Source organism: Xenorhabdus koppenhoeferi, from assembly GCF_900116635.1.
GTDB classification, from domain to species: domain Bacteria; phylum Pseudomonadota; class Gammaproteobacteria; order Enterobacterales; family Enterobacteriaceae; genus Xenorhabdus; species Xenorhabdus koppenhoeferi.
In genome coordinates, this window is the sequence record NZ_FPBJ01000011.1 from 44,237 (window position 1) to 66,728 (window position 22,492).

At 44.8% G+C, this 22,492-nt stretch carries 16 protein-coding genes and 1 pseudogene; 16 read left to right on the forward strand and 1 reads right to left on the reverse strand.

What is annotated here, in order from left to right; translation table 11 throughout:
- The first annotated feature begins 8 nt into the window (after positions 1-8).
- Entirely contained in the window at positions 9-1,223 is a 1,215-nt protein-coding gene (locus BM329_RS05495; protein ID WP_177216195.1) for an MFS transporter, read from the forward strand.
- Here the strand turns inward: BM329_RS05495 and BM329_RS05500 are convergent.
- Positions 1,203-1,847 carry a pentapeptide repeat-containing protein gene (locus tag BM329_RS05500; RefSeq protein WP_092550069.1) on the reverse strand — a complete coding sequence of 215 codons (645 nt, stop codon included), beginning with the start codon at positions 1,845-1,847 and terminating at the stop codon, positions 1,203-1,205. The two genes, BM329_RS05495 and BM329_RS05500, sit on opposite strands and share 21 nt — an antisense overlap.
- A 295-nt stretch (positions 1,848-2,142) precedes the next feature.
- Between BM329_RS05500 and BM329_RS05505 the strand changes: the two are divergent.
- The 15 genes and pseudogenes from BM329_RS05505 to dnaB-PI all read left to right on the forward strand — a co-directional run bounded on the left by BM329_RS05505 (position 2,143) and on the right by dnaB-PI (position 22,492).
- Positions 2,143-3,184: pseudogene (locus BM329_RS05505) on the forward strand (IS110 family RNA-guided transposase).
- A 303-nt stretch (positions 3,185-3,487) separates the two neighbouring features.
- Complete coding sequence (locus BM329_RS15190; RefSeq protein ID WP_281245132.1) at positions 3,488-3,622, forward strand: hypothetical protein; 135 nt, start codon at positions 3,488-3,490, stop codon at positions 3,620-3,622.
- Positions 3,623-4,461: 839 nt separating this feature from the next.
- On the forward strand, positions 4,462-5,376 hold the full coding sequence (locus tag BM329_RS05510; protein WP_092550072.1) for an integrase domain-containing protein: 915 nt from the start codon (positions 4,462-4,464) through the stop codon (positions 5,374-5,376).
- A gap of 162 nt (positions 5,377-5,538) precedes the next feature.
- Positions 5,539-10,569, forward strand: coding sequence for an AAA domain-containing protein (locus BM329_RS05515; protein WP_092550075.1), 5,031 nt, complete (start codon positions 5,539-5,541; stop codon positions 10,567-10,569).
- Positions 10,566-12,089 carry a hypothetical protein gene (locus BM329_RS05520; RefSeq protein WP_013185168.1) on the forward strand — a complete coding sequence of 508 codons (1,524 nt, stop codon included), beginning with the start codon at positions 10,566-10,568 and terminating at the stop codon, positions 12,087-12,089. The genes BM329_RS05515 and BM329_RS05520 overlap by 4 nt, the downstream gene beginning before the upstream one ends.
- 732 nt (positions 12,090-12,821) lie before the next feature.
- Positions 12,822-13,175, forward strand: coding sequence for an antirestriction protein (locus tag BM329_RS05525; RefSeq protein WP_281245137.1), 354 nt, complete (start codon positions 12,822-12,824; stop codon positions 13,173-13,175).
- 238 nt (positions 13,176-13,413) lie between these two features.
- Complete coding sequence (locus tag BM329_RS05530; RefSeq protein WP_245759016.1) at positions 13,414-13,830, forward strand: hypothetical protein; 417 nt, start codon at positions 13,414-13,416, stop codon at positions 13,828-13,830.
- Positions 13,831-13,843: 13 nt separating this feature from the next.
- Positions 13,844-14,137, forward strand: coding sequence for a TA system toxin CbtA family protein (locus BM329_RS05535; protein WP_092550084.1), 294 nt, complete (start codon positions 13,844-13,846; stop codon positions 14,135-14,137).
- A gap of 104 nt (positions 14,138-14,241) precedes the next feature.
- Positions 14,242-15,165: a DUF1281 domain-containing protein gene (locus tag BM329_RS05540; RefSeq protein ID WP_092550087.1), complete on the forward strand. Its 924-nt coding sequence runs from the start codon at positions 14,242-14,244 to the stop codon at positions 15,163-15,165.
- Between the two features lie 112 nt (positions 15,166-15,277).
- Entirely contained in the window at positions 15,278-15,964 is a 687-nt protein-coding gene (locus BM329_RS05545; RefSeq protein ID WP_092550090.1) for an N-6 DNA methylase, read from the forward strand.
- 360 nt (positions 15,965-16,324) lie between these two features.
- Entirely contained in the window at positions 16,325-17,344 is a 1,020-nt protein-coding gene (locus BM329_RS05550) for an IS110 family RNA-guided transposase (RefSeq protein ID WP_092550093.1), read from the forward strand.
- Positions 17,345-17,487: 143 nt separating this feature from the next.
- Positions 17,488-18,519, forward strand: coding sequence for a TraI domain-containing protein (locus tag BM329_RS05555; protein WP_245759017.1), 1,032 nt, complete (start codon positions 17,488-17,490; stop codon positions 18,517-18,519).
- 209 nt (positions 18,520-18,728) lie between these two features.
- Complete coding sequence (locus BM329_RS05560; RefSeq protein ID WP_092550096.1) at positions 18,729-19,736, forward strand: tyrosine-type recombinase/integrase; 1,008 nt, start codon at positions 18,729-18,731, stop codon at positions 19,734-19,736.
- A 481-nt stretch (positions 19,737-20,217) separates the two neighbouring features.
- A complete protein-coding gene (locus tag BM329_RS05565; protein WP_092550099.1) occupies positions 20,218-21,135 on the forward strand; it encodes a ParA family protein in 918 nt (305 codons plus the stop codon).
- On the forward strand, positions 21,125-22,492 hold the full coding sequence (gene dnaB-PI / locus BM329_RS05570; RefSeq protein WP_041982754.1) for an SPI-7-type island replicative DNA helicase: 1,368 nt from the start codon (positions 21,125-21,127) through the stop codon (positions 22,490-22,492). The genes BM329_RS05565 and dnaB-PI overlap by 11 nt, the downstream gene beginning before the upstream one ends.

Below are 22,492 nucleotides of genomic sequence, written 5' to 3' on the forward strand. Positions count from 1 at the left end.
ATAACTCTGTGTTAAAGTTGCCAGGGATGTGTCGTTTATTATCAGGCTATGGTCTGTCTGTTATCGCTGATACCTCTGTCTATATTGTTTTTGCTGTTTGGGCAAAACAAATTACGGGAAGCACATCAGGTATCGGTCTGGTTTTCTTCTGTTTTATCATTCCCTCATTAATCAGCCCCCTGACAGGTAACGTGATTGACAGTTTGAAAAAAGACAGGATGATAGTTCTGACCAATCTTTTTATGGCAGTCTCTATATTGCTTTTACATTATTCAGATAAAAGCAACCAGTATCTTTTACTCCTTTTTACCGCATTTATTTATGGTCTTGGGTACGTTGTGTTCAACGCAGCTCGCATATGCCTCGTTGTTAACAATTATGAAGAGCGATTTATCGGTAAAATAAATGCTGTACTTCGTACCTTACGAGAGGCTTTAAGATTATCTTCTCCAATATTAGGCATTTACATTTACACGACATTTGGATCAGATATCTTTGTGTATTTTGTCAGTCTGGCATTACTGTTATCCTGCTTGCTATTTTATCACTTCGAAAAGAGTGATAATTCTGAACGTAATAAAACAGATACTCAGGTCAAGCTATTTTCTTTAAACGGGTTAATGAAAGGCGTTTATGGACTCTGGAAAGATCGGTTGCTCAGAGTATGCATTACCTGTTTGTCTGTTACGCTGCTGGTAGCAGGTTTTTATGAAATGATACTTTTCAGTATCTTGGATAACATCGGTAAACCAACGTCCCTGATAGGACAATTAATTTCTGTTCAGGGACTCGGTGCGGTGATTGGCGGTATATGTTCAATCAAGCTTATTCGGCGTTTCACACCGGCTATGTTAGTCAGTCTTGGATTTATTATCCAGTCTATTGGAATACTTGGACTTTTCGTGCAGGATATATCAATAACTTATATCAGTTGTGCTATTTTCGGCTTTGGTGCGCCAGTCTCCATGGTGGGGCTTGATACCATTATACAAACAACATTGCCGGCTGATATTCAGGGAAGAGCAAATACATCGCTTGAAGCTGTGACCAGTATTCCTTTCTCGCTCTCCTTTCTTTTATCCAGCGTGCTGACAACGCTAATTTCTTATAAGTTGATGCTGTTTTTTATGGTTATAGTCACTCTGTCCGCTTCAGTTTATCTGCTGTTTAATATACGAAAGCATCATTTAGCCTGCCAACATTCACGAGATAATAATCCCTAAATTAGCGATCAGGGACGAAATCTGCCAGGCTTCCATTTTCACTCCGGTCAGATTCACTTTTCTTAAATCCAGACCTTGAAGAGTGGCTCCCCTTAAATCACTGTGGGTAAAATCAGCATCGGTCCACTGGATACCAGAAAACTCACCTCCGGAGAGATCAGCGCCTCTGAATACGGCTTTTTGTATATCTGTCTCATGCCATCTGTTTCCTTTCAATATGCAGTTTTCCATAATGATCCCCGCGAGAATCGCATTACTGAGATTGCATCCTTCAATTTTTCCGGAACAAAACCACTTTTTTCTTGTTATATAATTTTCAAAACGTGCATTTTCAAAACTTGCTCCGCTTAGTTTGCAATGTAAAAATTCAGCGCCAAAGACATCAGAATATGAAAAATCGGTAAGTGATAAATTACAGCTAAGAAATGTTGTTTCTCTCAGAATGCCGTTGCGAAATGAACACCCCTTACTGCGGTCTTCATCATAAAATTGGCAAGCAATGAAAGTAGCTTCACTCAGGTTTGTTGAACTGAAGTCATAATGAGCGAAATCCAGTGACTCAAAAGTCTTGCCTGAAAAATCACGATGACTGGCAGTCCCAGTGTCTTGGAAAATTTTCAGCATAAAACAGCCCCCTAATGATGAAGTCTTAGTACTGATTTTAACTGACTCCCGAATTCATATAATAAAATGCAATATGCGAAGTGATGTGGGTGGGAAAGGAGTTGCTGATAAGCTACCACACTCTATCTGTAGTTGCATGATAATTTCGGGCAACCCGCAGGACAGTCAGAATAGCATGGGCCAACAACGACGAGGTAATATGCAGGTATCTGTAGTGATGTGATGGACGCCCCCTTTTTCAATGGAAAATAGTGCCATCTTTTATCCGATGCACTGAATTTCGGGAGAACATCTCATGAGTACGATCAAAGTGGTGGGTATTGACCTCGCTAAAAATGTCTTTCAAGTTTGTGTCTGGATGGAAGACGGTTCTGTTGCTTCGAACCGAAAAATTTCACGACAGAAATTTCTTGATACCCTACGGGCTTTTCCACCTGAAACCCTCATCGCTATGGAAGCCTGTGCCACTTCTCATTATTGGGGACGGACGTTGCAGTCTATGGGCTATCATGTCCGAATGGTTCCCACCCAGCATGTAAAAGCTTTCAGCCATCATCAAAAAAACGATGCCAATGATGCGTTGGCTATCTGTGAAACGGCCTGCCGGCCCGGTCTCCATTTTGTTCCCATCAAAACCGTAGAACAGCAAGATATCAAAGCACTGCGCCGTGCCCGTCAGCTCATGGTGGAACAGCGTACTGCTCTTGCTAATCAAATCAGGGCCTTTCTCGCTGAGCATGAGCAGGGAATAATTGTGCCAGTGGGGATTCAGAAACTCCAACAGCCCCTCCCTGATATTCTGGAAGAAGGTGATAATGCTCTGTCTTGTGAGCTGCGTCGTTTATTGCATACGCTGTGGGAAGATCTGCAAAATTTGAACGTCAGCATTCATGAAATGGATAACGAAATTACGGCACTTTCCCGTCAGCAAGCAGGGTATGGGCACTTGCTGACTATTCCCGGTGTTGGTCCCCTGATTGCGGCGGCTTTCGTGAGTGACGTCAACGCATCCCAATTGACTCATGGCCGGCAGTTATCAGCCTGGTGTGGTTTGGGTTCCCCGGCAACACAGTTCGGGCGGGAAAAGCCGTCTTTCTTCTCTGAGCAAACATGGCAACCGTCATCTCCGAACGTTAATTATTCAGGGTGCCCGAGCGATGATGCAGGGCGTGCAAAAACGGGATGATCCTTTAGGCGAGTGGCTAAGAACACGGATTACCCGATGTGGCCCCATGAAAGCCATAGTTGCTTTAGCTAACAAGCTGACCCGAATTATCTGGCGTATTCTGACAGATGAGGTTGATTATGATATGGAAAAAGCTTTTGCTATCCATTAATTGAATTAAGTGAATTGAAACAGACGCTTTAACCGAGTTTGCAAACACGGATGAAAAAACGGCTATCGGCCCTGCAATAACCTGAGTAAAACCTAGGTAGTTACATACCGATGACGGCTGAGAAGGAAACAGGGTGCGGATGACATCATGGCGCGGGTGATTTAACCCATAATGACGCCGGATATATGGTAGCAAACCGTATCGACTCAATGCTTGCACAACCGGGGGGCGTCCATATATGGTATAAGAATTCCGGACACCTCACAAGCCTGCTAATCTGATTAACAGTGAAAGTGAGGTGTGATGATGAAATTGAAACAGCCAAGATGCCACTATTCCGCTGAATTCAAGTTGGAAGCGGTTCAGCAAGTCATTCTTCATCAGCAACGTGTTGTTGATGTGGTTCGCGCTTTGGTGTTAGATCCCCAGAGGGCGTGAAAGCAGCGGGTTACATAGCACTGACATTGACCCCGCCAGATACACACGCTACCATCTGAATGTGACTATCTGTGATCTTATCGCCTGCAAGGATCACCTCTTCTGAGTGGCGAAAATAAAACTCCCGTAGCCTGCAAGGGAGAGCAAGATTGCGGTACATCTGCGCACTTTTGGAAGCAGATATCGTCAGACAACAACCCTCCGTCCGGCGATGAAAGTTACCCGGTGTTATTCACAACCGGCTTATCACGCAATACGGGCAGCGCATTCTTTGCCTCGTTCTGAAAAATATTAACCTGCGTTTTGAACACTGACGATAAACGTCCTGATCTCTGTACCGCGATTGCGCGAAAAGATCAGAGGGCATCAATGATTTCAGCGTCCACTGTTGTGCGGCGTCACTTGCGTAAAAGCAGCGCGATTACCAAGTGACGCCGTCAGGCGGCCAACGTCCAGAGCACGTCCGGTCTGGCTTTACAACCCATTTGATCCACGTATTACTCAGGGAAGCCCGTTTCCACGAGTGCTTTTCTGCTTCTGAATTACTTTATTCCGTTTATTTTTTAACCCCGATGCCTTGCAACAGGCTGATGCCGTAAAAAAGGAGAGATTATCCACGTCAAGATAATGAGGCGTTCATCCTGATTGAATCAGGTACTGAACGGGGAGCATGTATCGCTGTGCTGAGCACGTCGCGAGCTCCTGCAAAAACTCAACACAATTTTCGCTCTGCTACACATTATCTGACGCACCACGGAACGGTGAACCTGAACCGACACGCAGAGACTTGTTTAAAAACGAATGAAAAATGAATAAAAACAGAGGCAAAGTGACAGGAGATGGCACAGAAATCATCACGTTCAAAAGTTGAGCGGTTCAGGAAAGAATTTATCACTCACGCCCGAAAAGCCGGCGGGAGTTTTGCCACGGTCGCTGACCGGGAGCGCATTGCCCGGCAGTTCCTCGACTATTTGAAAAACAACGGCATTAAACTCAGGCAAATGGATAGCTTCAAAGCGAAATATATTGAGCGCTATATTGCTCAGCGTAAGACTGACCATATCAGTCACAGGACATTGCAAAATGAGATGTCAGCACTGAGAGCAATTTTAGCGCAGGCCGGAAAGCCTAAGTTGGCCGCCCCGGATAATCCGCGTCTGAGCAACCGGGCACTCGGTATTGCGGATATGAGCCGCAAGGGCACGAAGGTTGCGCTGACACCGACAGCGTTCAGAGAAATTTTTCAGCAGGTCGAGCAAAAAGACCGGGGCGTGGCATCAGTGATGCAACTGGCCTATGTGCTGGGGTTGCGTACCAAAGAAGCCGTGGAAGCCGGTAAATCCTTAGCCACCTGGAAAAAAGCGCTGGAGAACGGTCATACGTCCGTGCGGGTGGTGTTTGGCACCAAAGGCGGGCGGCCGAGGCAGACGGTCATACTGGATCGGGAAACGCTGCAACACGCTATTGCCTATGCCGAGCACGAACAGGCAGGGCGCAGCGGCAGATTAATTGATAAACCTACGCTCCATCAGGCGATAGACCGTTACCGTTATGTGGTCAGACGTGCCGGACTGGTGGGTAAGCAAGCGCCACACAGTATGCGCTATCATTTTGCCCGGCAATCCGGAGCACATTATAAAGCACAGGGTTTTAGTGAGCGGGAAGCGCTGGCACTGGTATCAATGGATTTGGGGCATGGCGATGGGCGGGGACGTTATATCAGGCAGGCGTATTACCAGGGTATTGAGGGCTAATAATAAAATGTATTGGCACATACTAGATAAAATGATCTGCCCATCAGAACATGAGCAACTCATAGGGTCACATCACTTTTTGGCTGGTCAATACCGAACTCCGGCAAAAAGGTATGTATCTGATTAGTGGTTAAATCACCTTAATAGGCGATTCTTTGACTAATGCGTTTCTTTTTCACCTCAACTAACCTTAAAATCGAATCAAACAAACTGATAAGTGAAGAAAAAATGCATCTAACGATCGTTGGTGGCGCAGGGCTTCATGCTAGTGAGGTCAAAGCTGTGAGCAAAATGGAAAGTGAATTTCAGAATAGCTGGCATGCATATGCGGGATTAGTTGTTGCTGATAAGCAAGGTTCGATGGAAATTGATTGTTTAATTATTACTCATGATAGACTGCTCTTAGTTGAGTTAAAAGAATGGAATGGCATTATTACCACCGAGAAAGGAAAATGGTTTCAGAATGGTAAGAATAGAGGCAAAAGTCCGTATGCAATAAAAAGAGAACAGGCGCAAAGATTAAAAAATATACTAAAGCAAGAGGTTGAGCATAGAATTGGCTATTTTTTGAATGTTGAAGCGCATGTTGTGCTTTGCGGCAATGCAACACCAGAAAATATACCAGCATCAGAGCGTCCTTTTGTTCATACTATGGGGGAATTTCTCGCTCTTAGAAATAATTATGAAGCTATAGTTCAGACAGGTTCTATTGGACAGTTCTTTGTGAATTCTGGTAAACCTAGACCTAACTCGGAAAAGTGCCTACCTGTGATTTGTGAGTTTTTCGAGGGAACAAAAGTTAAAGCGAAAGAACTTATGGTTGGTAATTTTGTGGCTCAAAGGAAAGCACCTTGGTTCCAGCATAGAAACTATATCTATGAAGAATTCAAAGCACAAGATCGTGACAGACCCTCAGTTACTGGCCTCATTAGACGTTGGGACTTTAATAAACTTGGAACTCAAAATGCCTTGCAATCAACCTGGTCAGATATTGCATTGAGAGAGTCAAGAATTGGTAGGTTTGTAAGAGATAATACAACAGTTTTAGGCGATTATTTACTGCACTCAGTTAATGATTTGTCGCAAGATGATATTACTGAAGACACGTGCGAACTATATGAACTGAGAAGAACGTACAGTCGTTTAGATGATGTCATTATCAGTGAAGCCAAAAATTGGAATAAAGAAACACGTATAGATAGAGTCAGAGCTTTAATTACTCCATTTTCAGACTTGCATAGTTTAAAAATTGCACATCGAGATATTGATCCACATAACCTTTGGTTCGCAGAAGATCAAAATACTATACTCACTTCTGGCTTTGGAGCTGCGTTCTTCCCAGAGGCAGGGACAGTTTCCGATCATCGCCGCTTATTACAAAGTACCCCTATATCTCTGCCGGAAGATAAAATGAGTGAGGGTGGTGAGATTCTCGATCCATTTAAGCTCGATGTATTTTTGTTGGCTTCTGTTGCTTATCAATTTTGCTTTGGTGAAGGACCGTTACCTACCGAGGATGACGTGCCTGAATGGAAAAGACCAAAGACAGATCCTTTCAATGGAGAGTTGGATCAATGGTTCGAAAAGGCGCTATCTTGGGTGCCTGAAGAGAGATTTGATAGTGCAATTGATATGCTATCAGCATTCAATGGGATAACGGCTACTAATGAAGAGCATCACAGTGACGCTGATGCAGTCTTTGATCGTTTAATACATAGCCCCTATATTCGACAAGATTTGAACCCTTTTGTAATGCTAAATGCTTTTCCTCCTTTACCTGAACGTGCGTCAGAAGCATTTGCAGCATTGGCTAGTCAAAGTAACAAAAAAACATATTTATCAGAAAAAGAAAAAGTATTACTCGTAAAACTTTGGACAAATATTAGTATCACAAGAGAGCAGACAGGGGTCAATCGAAGAGTTTTACAATTCATGCAGCGCATAGAAACTATACGTAACAGTAAGCTTTTGACCCCAGCTGTGATCGATTTTGGTGTAATGGCACAGAGTGGAATATTTGTTGCTACAGAATATGTTGATGGAGAAACGTGGTCTAGTTATCTCGCACAGCGTGAGCTTCAAGTTGAAGATAAGCTAACCTTAGCATCCACTTTAGTAAAATCAGTTATGGACATGCATGAGCTACAAATTGCACATGGTGACCTACATGTTGATAATCTTCTTGTCTCAAATAATGGTGAAAGAGACAAAGAAATTCTGCTATTAGATCTAATTGATTTTGGTACTGAAAGCCCGGTTTTCAATACCCATTATGGTCCATCAAATCCAGCAGTCACAGATGCATTTGGCAGAGACCGATTCGCAACATTTCTAATCGTCGAAGAATTGTTTGGAGACACTTTACCAAAAATAATCGAATCTGAAATATATCATGCACGTGATAACGAATATGGTATCCCTATAGCTTTAAAGCCTCTCTTAGATGCGATAGAACAATCGTTGCTGCCTGAACAAGAGGATGGAGAAAGCAACATACCTCCTGAAGAATCCCAACCATTGGTTGTTTATTGGAGTACTTCTGCGTTTCCGTCTGAGGCCAAGTTATTAGAACCAGTGGAAGATGGATACTATGTCAACTGTCGGTGGAACCGAAACCCTGGGTACAGCGATCATCTTCAGTGTTATATCACGGGTAGTAATGCCTTTTTACAAGTGAATATTGATGTTGAAAAACGAAAAATAATCAATATTCGATTTATTGAAGGCATACCACTAAGTGATGTTGTATCTGCATCCCGCAGATCAACCGCAGTATTAACTAGACCGATAGCTGTTCAAAATGGTTCACTTTCTGAAGGCCATCCTTTGCTTGACGTATTAATGAATCTTGAGCCTGTAATTGATGCAATTGTGGATAAATATAGTGGTGAAGATGTCGTTGAATCGTTAACAGAAGAAGAGCGCTTGTCTATTAAACCTATGGACCTTTGGAAGGCTCTTGCTCAAACTGAAGGAGACCTTCGACAAGCTGTGACTATAGAGTCTACAGATTATAAAGAAGCGTTGAATGGGGATCCAATGTTACCGTATACATGTTTGGATAGCAGTGATTTGCACATTGAGTGTGATGATACCCTTCTTGTCTACATGCAAGGAAAAGATGAGCCGTTTGGAGAGGTTAATATTCAGGATACTACATCAACATTTCTTGCAATTAAACCAAATTATAGTTCCGCCTTAAAACAAATTAGACCCGGAACTATTCTCCAAATTGAGTCAATTAGGAATAAATCGTCTCGAGAATTGAGACACCGTGCTTTAGAGCGAGTTCTGAGTGGTAAAGCAATAATTCCAAATTTAATGAATTATTTTGATTCAAATCAGAAAAATCTTCTACATTCAATGACAGATTGTCCAAAAATAGAAGAAATTAGGGATTTATATGATGAACCGGGCCGAGAAACAAATATTAAGCAACTGGAAGCCTTTCAAAAGTTAATAGAGCAAGGGCCTGTTGGGGTATTACAAGGGCCACCAGGTACAGGTAAAACAACATTTGTATCTAAATTTATTCATTATTTATTTGTGAAATGTGGGGTCGCAAATATTTTACTTGTGGGTCAACAACACACAGCTGTTGATAATGTAGCTATAAAAGCTCAGGAGCTTTGTTTAGGTCAAGGATTAAGCTTGGATACTGTGCGGATAGGTCACGAACAGTTAATAGATAGCCGAATGTTGCCTTCGCACACTAGATCACTACAACAAAAAATTAGGCATAAGTTTCATAGGGAGTATGACCTTCGAATAGAAGCTTTGTCCAAAAGACTTTCCCTGCCTTTGCCACTCGTAAGGGACGCTGCTCGGTTACATCGTAGCCTAAATCTACAACTGGTTATCCTTTCTCAGTATAAAAGAGAGCGTAACCAAATGATTCGAATAGGTGGTGCCTCACAGGTTGGCGAAGCAAAGCTCGAAGCGCTGGCTGCAAAAGAGAATAAAGTATTTAATACAATAGAAAAAATAATCCGTTCTCAATTCGATAGTGCTATTGGGGAGCTACCTCATGAACCTGAATTAATACTTGATAAATTGCTCGATATTCTAGCAGCAAGTCATGGAGTGAATAATCCTGATCATCTTCAAAGACTAAGAGACGTCTTGGACTTAAGTCAGGAATGGCTGGATGTACTTCAAAGTGGTGAAGCTGGGTATGAAAGATTTATGCTTAAAACTAAACAACTGGTTTGTGGCACGTTAGTTGGTGTAGGACGTCGTTCTTTAGAGTTACAAGACACACAGTTTGATTGGGTAATTATTGATGAAGCTGGTCGAGCACAAGCAAGTGAGCTAATGGTTGCTATGCAATGTGCTAAGAGGGTACTCCTAGTAGGAGATCATAAACAGCTTCCTCCATTTTATCACAAAGCGCACTTACGCTTAGCAAGCAAGAAGCTAGAAGTTAACAGTGAAATATTTGATGAATCAGATTTTGAGAGAGCATATAAAGCATGTGATGGGGTTACTCTTGATACTCAATACCGAATGATTGAACCTATTGGTGACCTAGTGTCAGCCTGTTTTTATGCAGAAGATATAGGTAAGCTTCATACAGGAAGATCCTCATCACCAGAATGGTATGATAATTTACCATTTCCTTGGTCGAAAGGTGTTTCATGGATTGATAGTACGACTCCAAATGGAGAGAAATCAATAGGTAAAGGACGATATATTAATCCACGAGAAATAGATCTACTTAACCACCTCTTACGTCAGTTAGTGGAGTGTGGTGCTGTAAAACACTTAAGAGATACTGTCACAAATGAACAACCTTATCCAATTGGTATAATTACGATGTATCGCGCCCAGAAAGAGGAAATTGAGTCTTCTTTAAGTAGAGCTGAATGGATGGGGCCGTTACGCGAACTTATCAAAGTAGATACCGTTGACTCTTATCAAGGTCAGGAAAATAAAATTATCATTCTTAGCCTTGTAAGAGACAACAATAAAGCTCTTCAAGGTTTTCTGAAAGATGCACCTCGTATAAATGTGGCAATTTCAAGGGCACAAGAGAGATTAATTGTACTCGGAGCAAATCGAATGTGGAAAAAAGACAATAATGACTCTGCCCTTGGAAAAGTATTTGAATATATTTCAGAAAAAGCTAAAAAAACGCCTGAACAATACCATGTTCTAAAAGGTGAGAATATTCTTGGAGAGCCAGCTTTATGAACACTTCAATCTCAGAAACAAAGGCTATACCGAGACTTGGAAATCGTATCACTGTACTAATTCCAGCATTTAAATATTCTTTAAGTTGCGCTTGGACAAAAGAGCGGCCTTTACCAGCGGTAGAGCTTTTTTCTTGTCGGTTACTACTAATTTTTGAAAAATTGCTTCCTGGTGAAATACAAGACTTCTTTGGTCTGAATGATCGTGAGCGAGAAGAATTAGTTCATAGTCTTCAGGAGAAAAGGCTTGCAACGTTGGATCAGCAAGGTTTCATGATTCCTACGCCATTATTGTTGAGTCAAAGTGGTCAGAACGGTAAAGCTCCGATGTTAGTGGAGTACATAGAGCAGACAGAGAATGTCGTATTTGATGTTTTTACTCTTTCGGTGAGGAAAGAAAAGGCATTAAGTCCAAATATGTTTGGTTTGCCTGAATTATCAATTCTAGAACAGTATAGAAAGCGAAATACAAGTGAAATTACGGAAGCTTTTGGTCGCCAATTTAGGAGCTACCTAGAGATCAGTAAAACTCAAGACCATGAGAAGAAACGGACACAACTGTATAAAATAATGGGTTGCCAGAAAAATGGGATATTACAACTGCCAATTGATATTGAGTTTACATATCAAGCGACTGAGCATGGTGAACCCAAGAAATGGACCTCATCTTATGAACATAAAACTCTGCAACGCCCACTGAGTAATGAATTAGAAAGCCATATAGCAGATTATCTCGGAGGCTTGGTACTCAGTGAAAAGGGAATCGACGCAGAAGAGTATTGTAGGTTAGTCGATGATTCGGTTCTGATTAAGTTTACAAATGGGTATAGGTTAGATTATTCGTCTTGGCTAGTCGCACGCGAAGAACGTAAAACTGGCTATGGATCTCCTGACACAACAGCGCTATTTGGTCCTGTATATCTTGCTGATAATCGTAAAACTGTTCTAAAGAAGATACGTCAAGAACTTCTTGAAAAAGGTGATCATGAAGAACTACGTGCGATTTGGCTTTCTAGTGATATACCTCTTTGGGCGGCAAGTAGTGATGCGCTATCAACCTTTTCTGAGGATTTAGCTTCTTTATTGGAGAAGGGGACCGAGCAGTCTTCTTTTACAATGATTCACCAAGGTTGTAATTTTGATGATGCGAAAGCTTCCCAAAAGCATTATAAATTTAATATTCCATTTGGTGTTATGACCCCTAATGACTTAGATCGAATGGAGATTTTTATTATCCCTGGTATCTTTGCTTTTGTTCAATACCATGGCCAGCCGAATATTGATAGTGCTGTAACACTTCCTATAGGATACATGACAGTTAACCAAGAACGTTTAAATCTTATTGAGTCCTTAATTAAGGAACGTCTCGGACCTATAGAAAGCCTTCGAATGTCATGGCCATCAAGTGGAAAAGATATATTTGAATTGATTCCATCTAACTGGAAGATACTTGGACGTGAGCCTACACCAGAATCAAATAAAACACCATCGAGAGCAATTCTCAGGTTGAAAAAGTCATAAGTTAGGTTAACCCAATCCACATTTGGGTTGGGTTAGTTATGGTTAAAAAATATAGTTTAATCAGTAAACATATAGCCATATTACAGGGTAAATAATTCAGATTGATCAAGATTTAAGAGCCATATCGATAAAAACACTATTATTAACGGATTGTTTAAAAATGATTTTTATACATTTTCGCTCATAGCTATTATGTGAGAATTCTACTTATGAACACTACGATTTTTCGAGAGAACTACCGAGCCAACGCGCGAAATGAGAATTGATAGCCTTCTTCCCTACTAACCTAAAGCTCATCGTCTTCCTGACATTATCTTCTGCCCCAGAAAATGAATTACCCATTGACCTTATACTTTCCGTTTATTAGCGTGGAAAAGTTTGCGAATGATCCGGTCGCTTGTGAGGATCACCTTCGGGCAGCGACAGCAACACTCCTGTAGCCTGCAAGGGAGTACACCACCGTGTGGTACATCTGCACACCTTTGGAAGCAGATATCGTCAGTCTGATGGCGATGAAGGTTGTTTAATCTTATCCATCATGGCCAACCGGCCAGTCACCCGGACGGGGAACACGTTTCCCGTCGGGCAAGGTGTTCTCCGTCTTTTTTATCGGAGAATATCATGTCAAAAGATGTACTTACCATGCTGAACAGCCTCTCGCTGTCCGCCACGTTTCCCCACAGAACCCCGCTGGAGCGGATGTGCCTGAGTTTTCTGCTTACCCGGACCGCCATGCAGTTATGTAGTGATTGCCGGTATGAGCAGTGGGAAAAGCGGGGGATGTCTGAGCCGCTGACCTATATGGTGCCCACCGCAGCAGAAAACTATGCGGTGTACCTGCCGGGCAAAAGTCTGACAGTCACGCTCTCTGCGGATGCGTTTGGGCTGGTGGTGACGATAGCGGTTTTTGCCCATCTCGTGGTGATTGATGAACGGGATGAAGAGGTTTACCGGTACGGTGAACTGCGGAAATACGCGTTGCAACATCCGGAGAAAGACCTGATACACCGGATACTGGATATCGGTGACTTTAATGAAGAGTCTGAGACACCACTGACCCGCAGTACAAATAATAACTACAACTGAACTGTCAGCACATTGATGCTGCTGTTAACCCTTTTCTTAAGCGCCTGACCGGGGAGCCGAAAACACCTTCCCGACACTGGGCGGGTGTTTTTTTATTGACGTTAAATCAAGGAATAACACCGTGGATCCGATTTTTTTACCCGTGGCAGAAGAGACTGCTTTTACCGTGCAGGTCACCGGCCTGTCTGAATACCCGAACCCGGCAGCAGGGGAAGCGCTCCCGCTGCGTGAGGAAACCGTGTCCGTTTGCAGCGCCGCCACCATTACGGAAGCAGTGCAGAAGCTGAAAGTCATTCATCTGTTGGGGGACTGGCCGGTTCGGGAGACCGGGCAACCGGACACGTTACCGAATTTTATCCCGCAGACGGTGATGATGTATGACCGTCAGGGGCGAAAAGTGCTCGGTGGATACTGTGATAGCGACATTGTCTGGGCGCAGCCGGTGACACTGGCTTCGGAACGCCTGTCACTGGAAAAACAACGGCAACGGCTGTGCAATAATGCCGTATTTGAACAGGGCTGGGAAAATTACCGGACTGCCTGTGTATTGTGGCAGAAAGCACACCGGTTATCGCTGCATCTGGTGTCATCCCGTTATCAGCAATGCTGTGAGGTGGCGGATATTCTCCGTCATAGCGCATCCGTGACAGCTTAATGGAGGCATTGCCATGGAACCCCTGAAATTAACAGTCTGGCAGGTCATCGCGGCCTGTTTACTGAAACGCCACTTTGGTCTCAGCCTGAATGATACCGTATTGTGTGAGCGCGACACTGTGGCGTATGTCATGCAACACGGTATCCGGCCTTATCAGGCCATTAACGATATCATCGATAAATACGATTTAACCCGGCTGGACTGCGGGACGATGCAGCCCGGTACGCCTTACTTGCGCATTAATGATGAGTGGGAAATCTTTTTTCATCACAACAGCCTTGAAAGCCTGTTGCTGGATATCAACTAACCCGCGCTTTTTGTTTTTTATCTGACCCATCGGGGGAACCGGTCTCTCTGACGGGACGGTTCCTCCTTTTTATCTGAACAGTGTTAAAAATGAGGAAAACCAACATGGCAGAATGGTGCACCAATCAACTGGAAATCACCGGCAAATCCGTTTGTCTTGATGTAATGCAGCAATGGGTCTGTGGTGAAGAGGTTCCCCGTTACCGTCAGGCGGTGCTGCAAAGCCTGCGCCTGTTTCTGGCCGGCTGTGCGGGAATACTGAAACCCACCAAACCGCAGACGTATACGCCGTACCCGGCGTTAGTGCGCGGCACGGCCGTTCCGACGGCGCAGTATCTGGCGTTTGAGCAGTGGCTGCTGCTGTTGCAGAATAATGTGCCGTTGAATACGGACAATATCAAACGCATCGATAACCTGTACCGTCAGTCCGGTCTCAGCCTGATGCACTGGGACAAGGTGCCGGAAGCAGCGCGTGACATTATCGCCCGTCTGCTGACTCGCCAGTATACCGACTGGTTTGGCATGGTGGGCTGGTCTGACACACCCGATATCGGGGCGTGCTGGGATAAGCTGAATGTGTATCCGCAGGCGGCACAGCCCTGCGATATGCTGATGATTATGTCAACGAATCTGGCGACCGAAATCAACGGTAGCAGCACCCTGCTGAAAGGCATTGCCACGACGGCGCAGTTTTACGATGAACAATACGGGATGGAATGGCCGTTTGGTCATCATGTCCGCTGGGAACGCCGGAATGTCAGCAGTTTAACCGTGCGGTTTGATTCGCCCTGGGCACCGCCTTCGGCTGAGTTGATGGGCGAGCTGTCCGCGATGTTTGACTGTGAAATCCGCCACTGGTACAGCGAAGCATCAGGTCAGTTCAAAGGCTACGACTGTTATGACCAGGGCGAGCACGTGGACAGCGGTCACGGGCAGTCAGGACGGGAAAACCGGCCGGCACTGTATCTGGTCACCGGTGAGCAGGCGGAAACGGCGCTGGCCCTGCCGGCTATTGCCGTCGGGCAATAGCCCTTCGTTTAACGCAGTATCCATTTATTTTTACATCAACCGAAGAGGGAAACATATTCCCTTTTCGGGGCGTGTTTTCCTTTTTTCACTTTTTTTGCAAGGAAAACACGCAATGGCATCCCGAACCGATCATCAGAAAGAATTCATTTCGCTGTTTAAGCAAACGGCCCGTTATCAGACCCGTTATCAGGTCTTCCGGGATTTTTGCAACTGTGCCATGGCAGCGATCCACAATAAACACTGTTTCAGTGAGGAGCTGGAGCAGTATTACCTGAAAACCATCAACAAGTACGAACGGGCCGATGTTGACCGGATTGTACAGCTGTTTTCCCATGTGGTGCTCGGACTGGCGCAGGAACCCGGTGATTTTCTGGGCAGTGTGTTTATGCGGCTGGAGCTGGGCAATAAAGATCTTCAGCAGTTCTTTACCCCCTGGGGGGTGGCCCGGATGATGGCAGAGATGCAGTTGCATGATGCTGCCGGGTTGTTGCAGACACAACCGTTTGTCACCTTGTGTGAGCCGTGCTGTGGCGCGGGCTGTATAACTCTGGCCGCCGCCGACGTGCTGAGAGAACAAGGGCATGATCCGTTGTGCAGCCTGTGGGTTTATGCGATTGATATTGACCCGCTGGCGGCGGTGATGGCCTATATCCAGTTCTCGCTGACCGGTATTCCGGCCGCCGTCACCATCGGCAATGCCCTGCATGATGGTGGCAACAAACGAACCCGTTATACGCCCGCGCATTATCTGGGCAACTGGTCTCAGCGTTTGCGGGAGGCGGAGCTTATCGCCGCCTGAACGCATTTTTTCAACGAAAATATTATGACTATTGCGCCTTTCAGGGCGCTTTTTTTATTTTTAAATTGAGTTAATACAAATAGTTATGGTGAAAATTAAGCTGATTTTATCAGTCAGTCAGGGGATGAACCGGGTCAGTTTAATTTTCATTTCCGCAAAAAGAGTTGTTCCTTGTTTCCGGCCGGGATTCACCGACACTGAGCCAAATCTGAACCAAAAGAGGAAATGTAATGAACGCGCCCCATTCATTTAATCTGGAGCACGACGATGAAGGGGGAGGTGTGAAGCCTCACAGATTTCCGGCATCATTGTGCTCAATACGGGATGCGTAGTGCTCCCAGTGACTGGAGACTCCACGACATGAAATATACACCGATTGGCGTTGATATCGCAAAACATCTGATTCAGCTCCACTTCATCAATGAGCACACTGGCGAAGTGATTGATAAGCAGGTACGTAGCCAGGATTTTCTGACTTTCTTCAGTAACCGGGAACCTTGCCTGATTGGTATGGAGACCTGTGGTGGCTCTCAGCACTGGGCACGAGAACTGACAAAACAGGGGCATAAGGTACGACTGATGCAGGCCCGGTTTGTTAAGGCGTTTCTGATGGGCAACAAAAATGACGTGATGGATGCCCGCGCTATCTGGATGGCGGTACAACAGCCCGGTAAGGCGATAGCCGTCAAAACAGAAGAACAACAGTCAGTACTGGTTCTGCATCGTTCACGCAGGCAACTGGTCAAGTTCAGAACCGCACAAATTAATGCCCTGCACGGTACGCTCCTGGAATTTGGTGAAACCCTCCACAAAGGCCGGGCAGCGTTGGACAAAGAGTTACCGGCAGCACTGGAACGACTGAAGATACGTCTTCCTCCGTACCTTATCACCGTGCTGGAGGACCAGTACAACAGGCTGGGTGAGTTGGATTCACAGATAAATAGCATCGAAAAACAGCTTGTCAGCGTGGCCAGGCAGAATGAAACCTGTCAGCGGCTGCTGAAAATACCCGGCGTGGGGCCGCTAATTGCCACGGCTGCGGTGGCCACAATGGGAGAAGCCTCCGCGTTTAAATCGGGACGAGAGTTTTCTGCTTATATCGGACTTGTTCCGAAACAGACAGGTTCAGGCGGAAAAATCCGCCTGCTGGGGATAAGTAAACGCGGAGATACCTATATGAGGACCCTGTTTATCCATGGTGCTCGTGCGGCTGCATTACTGACAAAAGAACCTTTGCCCTGGATCACGGAACTCAAAAAACGATGCCCGACCAGTGTGGCCATCGTGGCGATGGCGAACAAACTGGCCCGGACAGTCTGGGCGATAGCGGCTCACCAGTGTGAATACGACAAGGCGCACGTCAGTGTCAGGCCAGACTAAAAGCGGCCACTGACAAACATTAACTTTTAACAAAAGGATGAATGCAGAAAGGTTACTCTGGCAACCAGCGTGATGACAAAGACAGGTAAGACCGGGACTCACTAAACCTGAATGGTTTTATGAGCTTAAAGCTCGCGGAGGAAATGAGGTGTGAGTCGGCGAATGACATAGGGGCTCGCAGCTTTAAAGGCTGCAAAAAAGCCGGATATAAAGCTGCAACCTATCTGTCAGAGTTAGAACAATGGAAGCCGTTGCAAACGGGACGCGTTCATATAAAAACCATGTTTCAGCGTTTTAAATCCCGTTTTACCCGTGACCCTTCCCCGTCACAAAAAGCGCCCAGGCAAGCACCTGAAAGTGTACGCGATGCCGGCGGTTATTTCCGTCCACAGTCAGCGGAAGCGCTGCTGGCAACCGCAGAGCGTCGCCGGTATCTCCGCCAACTGTGGGAAAACAGTGTGCTGCCCGCCGGGTTATATCAGCAGTTTTATCTGGATCCGCTCCGGCAATTGTGCGCCCGTGTGCAGCATGTTCCGGCCATACAAGAGGGCGTCTGGTCTTATCGCGGCGGGTTTATTGACCTTACCCTGCAATTTACGGCCTGTGCCGTGCGGCTGGCGAAAGGACATATGCTGCCTCCGGGGGTGGCGCCGGAAACCCAGGCCGCACAAAGTCTGCTGTGGCAGGCGGTGGTATTCTGGGCGGCGCTGTTTTACCACCTGCCGCTGTTGCAGCAACTGGAAGGTGAACTGGAAGACGGGCATCACTGGCAGCCGGGATTGTGGATACCTGAGCGTCGTTTCCGCTTCCGGTTTCAGGCACCTGGGCCTGAGCTTCCTGTCCTTTATAAAACGCTGCTGGCTGCCCGTTTGTTACCGGAGGAAGCAGTGACCTGGCTGTCTTTAGTGCCCGGTGCGTGGCAGTGCCTGATGTTGCATCTTGGCGGATATCCGTCTTCTGTCCCGTTGACGGACTCACTGCTTCAGTCTGCCGCTGAGCAGGTGCAGTCACCGCTGCTGAATCCCGTTAAATCTGCTAAACCGACTACCGATACCAGACCGTCATCACCAAAACCCGATCCGGTTATTCCGCTTGTCACACCGGGAACAGCTTCTGCGCCCGACACTGCCGATGATATCCGGACATTACTGTCATTGTTTCAGGCGGAGGAATGAAATTCTGATGAGAAATAATACAAATGGTAACGATAACGATTTGAAATTATCCAAACGCGCCGCATCAGCGCCGGAATGCCTTGTTTCCGCAATGTATAAAAGGTCACTATATGAAAAATAAAATAATTTAACGGGTTAATTAATTTGCAGTTTATTAACGGGACGTTTCTGTACCGGAACACAATATTACACACCAAGGAAACAATAATATGTTAAATAATGAGGAAACAATGGGCTGGGATGCGTTGCTGGACGAGTATTTCTTCTCACGGATGTTACGGCCGGCCACCGAATGGAGTTATCGCAAGGTCGTGCGGGTCTTTATCCGGTATCTGGGGGAAACGGGGTCGCCGGAGAGCGTGACTCACCGGGATGTCCTGCGCTGGCGGCGTCATCTGCTGACGGAAAAAAATCAGTCCCGGTATACGTGGAACAATAAGGTGGCACACCTGCGGGCTATTTTTAATTTCGGCATGGAAAGAAAACTGTTGTCACATCCCAAAAATCCGTTTAATGACGCGGCAGTTAAAAAAGAGAAGAAACAAAAGAAAACCCTGAGTAAGGCTCAGATAACCGGGATTTACCTGCGGATGCAGCAGTATGAGGAGGAAGAACGTTTACAGACTTCCCCACGGGGCGGACGCTGTGCCTTATACCCGACAGGGTACTGGCTGACTGTATTGGATACTTTCCGGCTGACGGGCATGCGCCTGAACCAGCTGTTGCATCTGCGGTTACGGGATATTAATCTGGACAACAGTTACATTGAGTTGCGTGTGGAAGGCAGTAAAAACCACAGTGAGTGGCGGGTGCCGATGATCCCGCAGCTGAAACCCCGGCTGGTGCAGCTGGTTGAACAGGCAAAAGCCTGTGGGGCGAAAGAGAATGATCCGCTGTTTGATTTAACCCGCCTGCGTTTTCGTCATCACGGACGCAATGTCAGTTATCAGTATCATCATGACAGAGAAAAGCAGCATCTCCGTTCTTTCTTTAACCGCCTGTCGAAAGAGTGTGGTTTTGCCGTCTCGCCTCACCGTTTCCGTCATACGCTGGCGACCGAACTGATGAAGGCGCCCGATCGTAATTTGCAGCTGGTCAGGTGCCTGCTGGGACACCGCAGTGTGGCGACCACGATGGAGTATATTGATATTGATATGGAAATCGCGGGTAAAACCCTGGCGAATGAACTGGCGTTTTATCTGGATCTTGCTGTGTAATCTGTTAACGTGAGGTAAAAAAACAGGGCAAGATATCAGCGGGATTGCCCTGACTGTGTCACTGGATTATGGGATAGTTTGGAGGTGGAGACACAAAACGAAGAAACCGGGAAGTGTGCTCAAAGAGCAATTCTGACCATCACTTGACTTGACATCAGAATCAATTACTGAAATCATTACTTTCAATGCAAAAAGGTGAGCACAAACTGTGTTCACCTGACTTCGTATAGAGTGGCTGTTTTTAGTTTATTAACTTACGCAAAGTAATAGATTATATTCATTAACATTTGCTTAACAGCACTTATTTCTGACTCACGTGTTAAGTTATTGATATCACTTCAACAAACGAGTTTTAAAATTGGTGCCCGGAGGCGGAATCGAACCACCGACACGGGGATTTTCAATCCCATTGTCTATTAGTTTTAACTCGATCACGCTATTGTTAGTTACACGCTAGAAATTTTTACTGTCGAGCGTGTATATGCAACAAGTTAGCTCCCACTTAGTGGGCTTTAGAAAAAGTCCAATCATTGTCCCTTTCGTCTCTACAAAAGGCGGTGAAGGCAAGTCTACCAAGGCAGGAAATACAGCGGGATTTTGTGCTGATGCTGGCTTAAGAACCCTTCTTTTGGATGCCGACCACTCCCAACCTACAGCAAGTAGCCTATTTAAGCTCGTTTATGAAGCCCCTACTGGGTTGTATGAACTGTTAATGCAAACAGCGGATCTATCTTCCCCTGAAACCATCATCTCACAAACTGATATACCTAATTTGGATGTTATTGTCTCAAATGATCCAGATGATCGATTGCCTGTAGCTATGCTCCATGCGCCTGATGGTAGAATGCGTCTGAGAAATATTTTGCAACATCCTCTTTTTAGTCAGTATGACGTTATCATTATTGATTCTAAAGGTGCCGGTTCTATCATGCTGGAAATGATCCTTCTGGCTGCTTCTGATTATGTGCTAGGAATAATTAAACCAATTTTACCTGATACCCGAGAATTTTTAAGAGGAACATTGGGGTTGATGGGAAAATTATTACCACTCTGTGCTTATGGGATAACGATTCCATCAGTTCGTATATTAGCTAACTGTGTTGAAGACACTATCTTAGATAAAACCACTTTGGACGAATTGGCTTCTATTATCAAAGAACGCCGCTATCCGTTTGCAGATTCATTATCTGTTTCTCTTCTAGATACACAAATTCCAAAATTAGAAGTTTACAAACATGGCCATGCTCAGGGATTGCCTGTGCACCGTTTAGAATACAAGACTAATCGTAAAACTCCAGCGGCAGCGGTGACCATGCATAATCTAGTTTGTGAATTATTCCCTCAATGGAAGAGCAAGTTTGATTTAGTGCTCGAAAAGGGGCTGGCTAATGAAAACTAAAAAATATAGTAAGACTGAATTAGATGAGATAACAGCATTTTATGCTCAAGAAGCAGAACAATCTGTGTTAGGCGGTTTAATGTTGGAGAACGATCGCTGGGACGAAATTACACCCTTGCTAAAATCTGAGGACTTTTTTTCACATCCTCATCGTATAATTTGGCAAAAAATGTCTGAATTATGTCAGGCTAATTTTCCTATCGATTTAATCACGCTACATAATTCACTTGAAAAATCAGGCCAAGTTGAAAGCGTTGGCGGATTTGCTTATATCGCGGAGCTTTCAAAAAATACACCTAGCGCAGCTAATATTGTGTATTACGCAGAAATGGTGGCGGCTCGGAGTCGTGCTCGGGGGTTGATGACGTTAGGGAAAACTTTGGTTGCTGAGAGTTCTAATCCAAGAACGGATATATTCCAACTCTGTGAACAGACAGAAAAACAATTATTTCTCTTATCAGAAAAAAGTGTTGGGTCTGAACAACGTACTTTAATGGACTCGTTATCTAACGTTATTAACCAATTAGAAAACGCTTTGGAGGGAAATGGAGTAACAGGAACTCCTACCGGATTTATCGAACTGGATGAAAAAACCTGTGGATTACAGTCTGGGGATTTAATTTTATTGGGCGCTCGCCCATCTATGGGAAAAACGGCGTTAGCTTTAGCTATAGCACAAAGTGCCCTTAATAAGGGATCAGTCCAATTTTATAGTATTGAAATGCCTACTGAACAATTAATTCAACGTTTGATTAGCAACTTAGCCTCCATTCCTCTTGGAAATATACGTAGTGGGCTTCTTGATGATTCAGAGTGGGGGCGTATTGGTGCGGCTATGGAAATTATTTCCAGTTGGCAAGATAAATTTGTCATTGACGATACTAGTAATATGACTCCTCCACTGTTACGCACTCGCGCTCGTCGTAATATGCGTAAATTTGGTCAACCTAGCTTGATTATAGTTGACTATCTGCAACTTATGAGTAGTCCTAATCAAGAAAATCGTACACTAGAAATCAGTGAAATTTCCCGTAATTTAAAGGCATTAGGGAAAGAATTAGGTTGTCCGGTTCTTGCTCTTTCACAATTAAATCGCCAATTAGCGCAAAGAGGTGATAAACGTCCAGTTAATGGAGATTTACGTGATTCAGGCTCTCTTGAGCAGGACGCAGATCTGGTTCTCTTTTTATATCGTGATGAGGTTTATAACGAAAATTCATTGGATAAAGGGATCGCTGAAATAATTATTAGTAAACAACGTCAGGGGCCTTTGGGAACAGTTAAAGTCGGATTTAATGGTGAATACACACGTTTTTGTGATTTTACACATGGATATGATTTAGGGATGCGGGGGTGA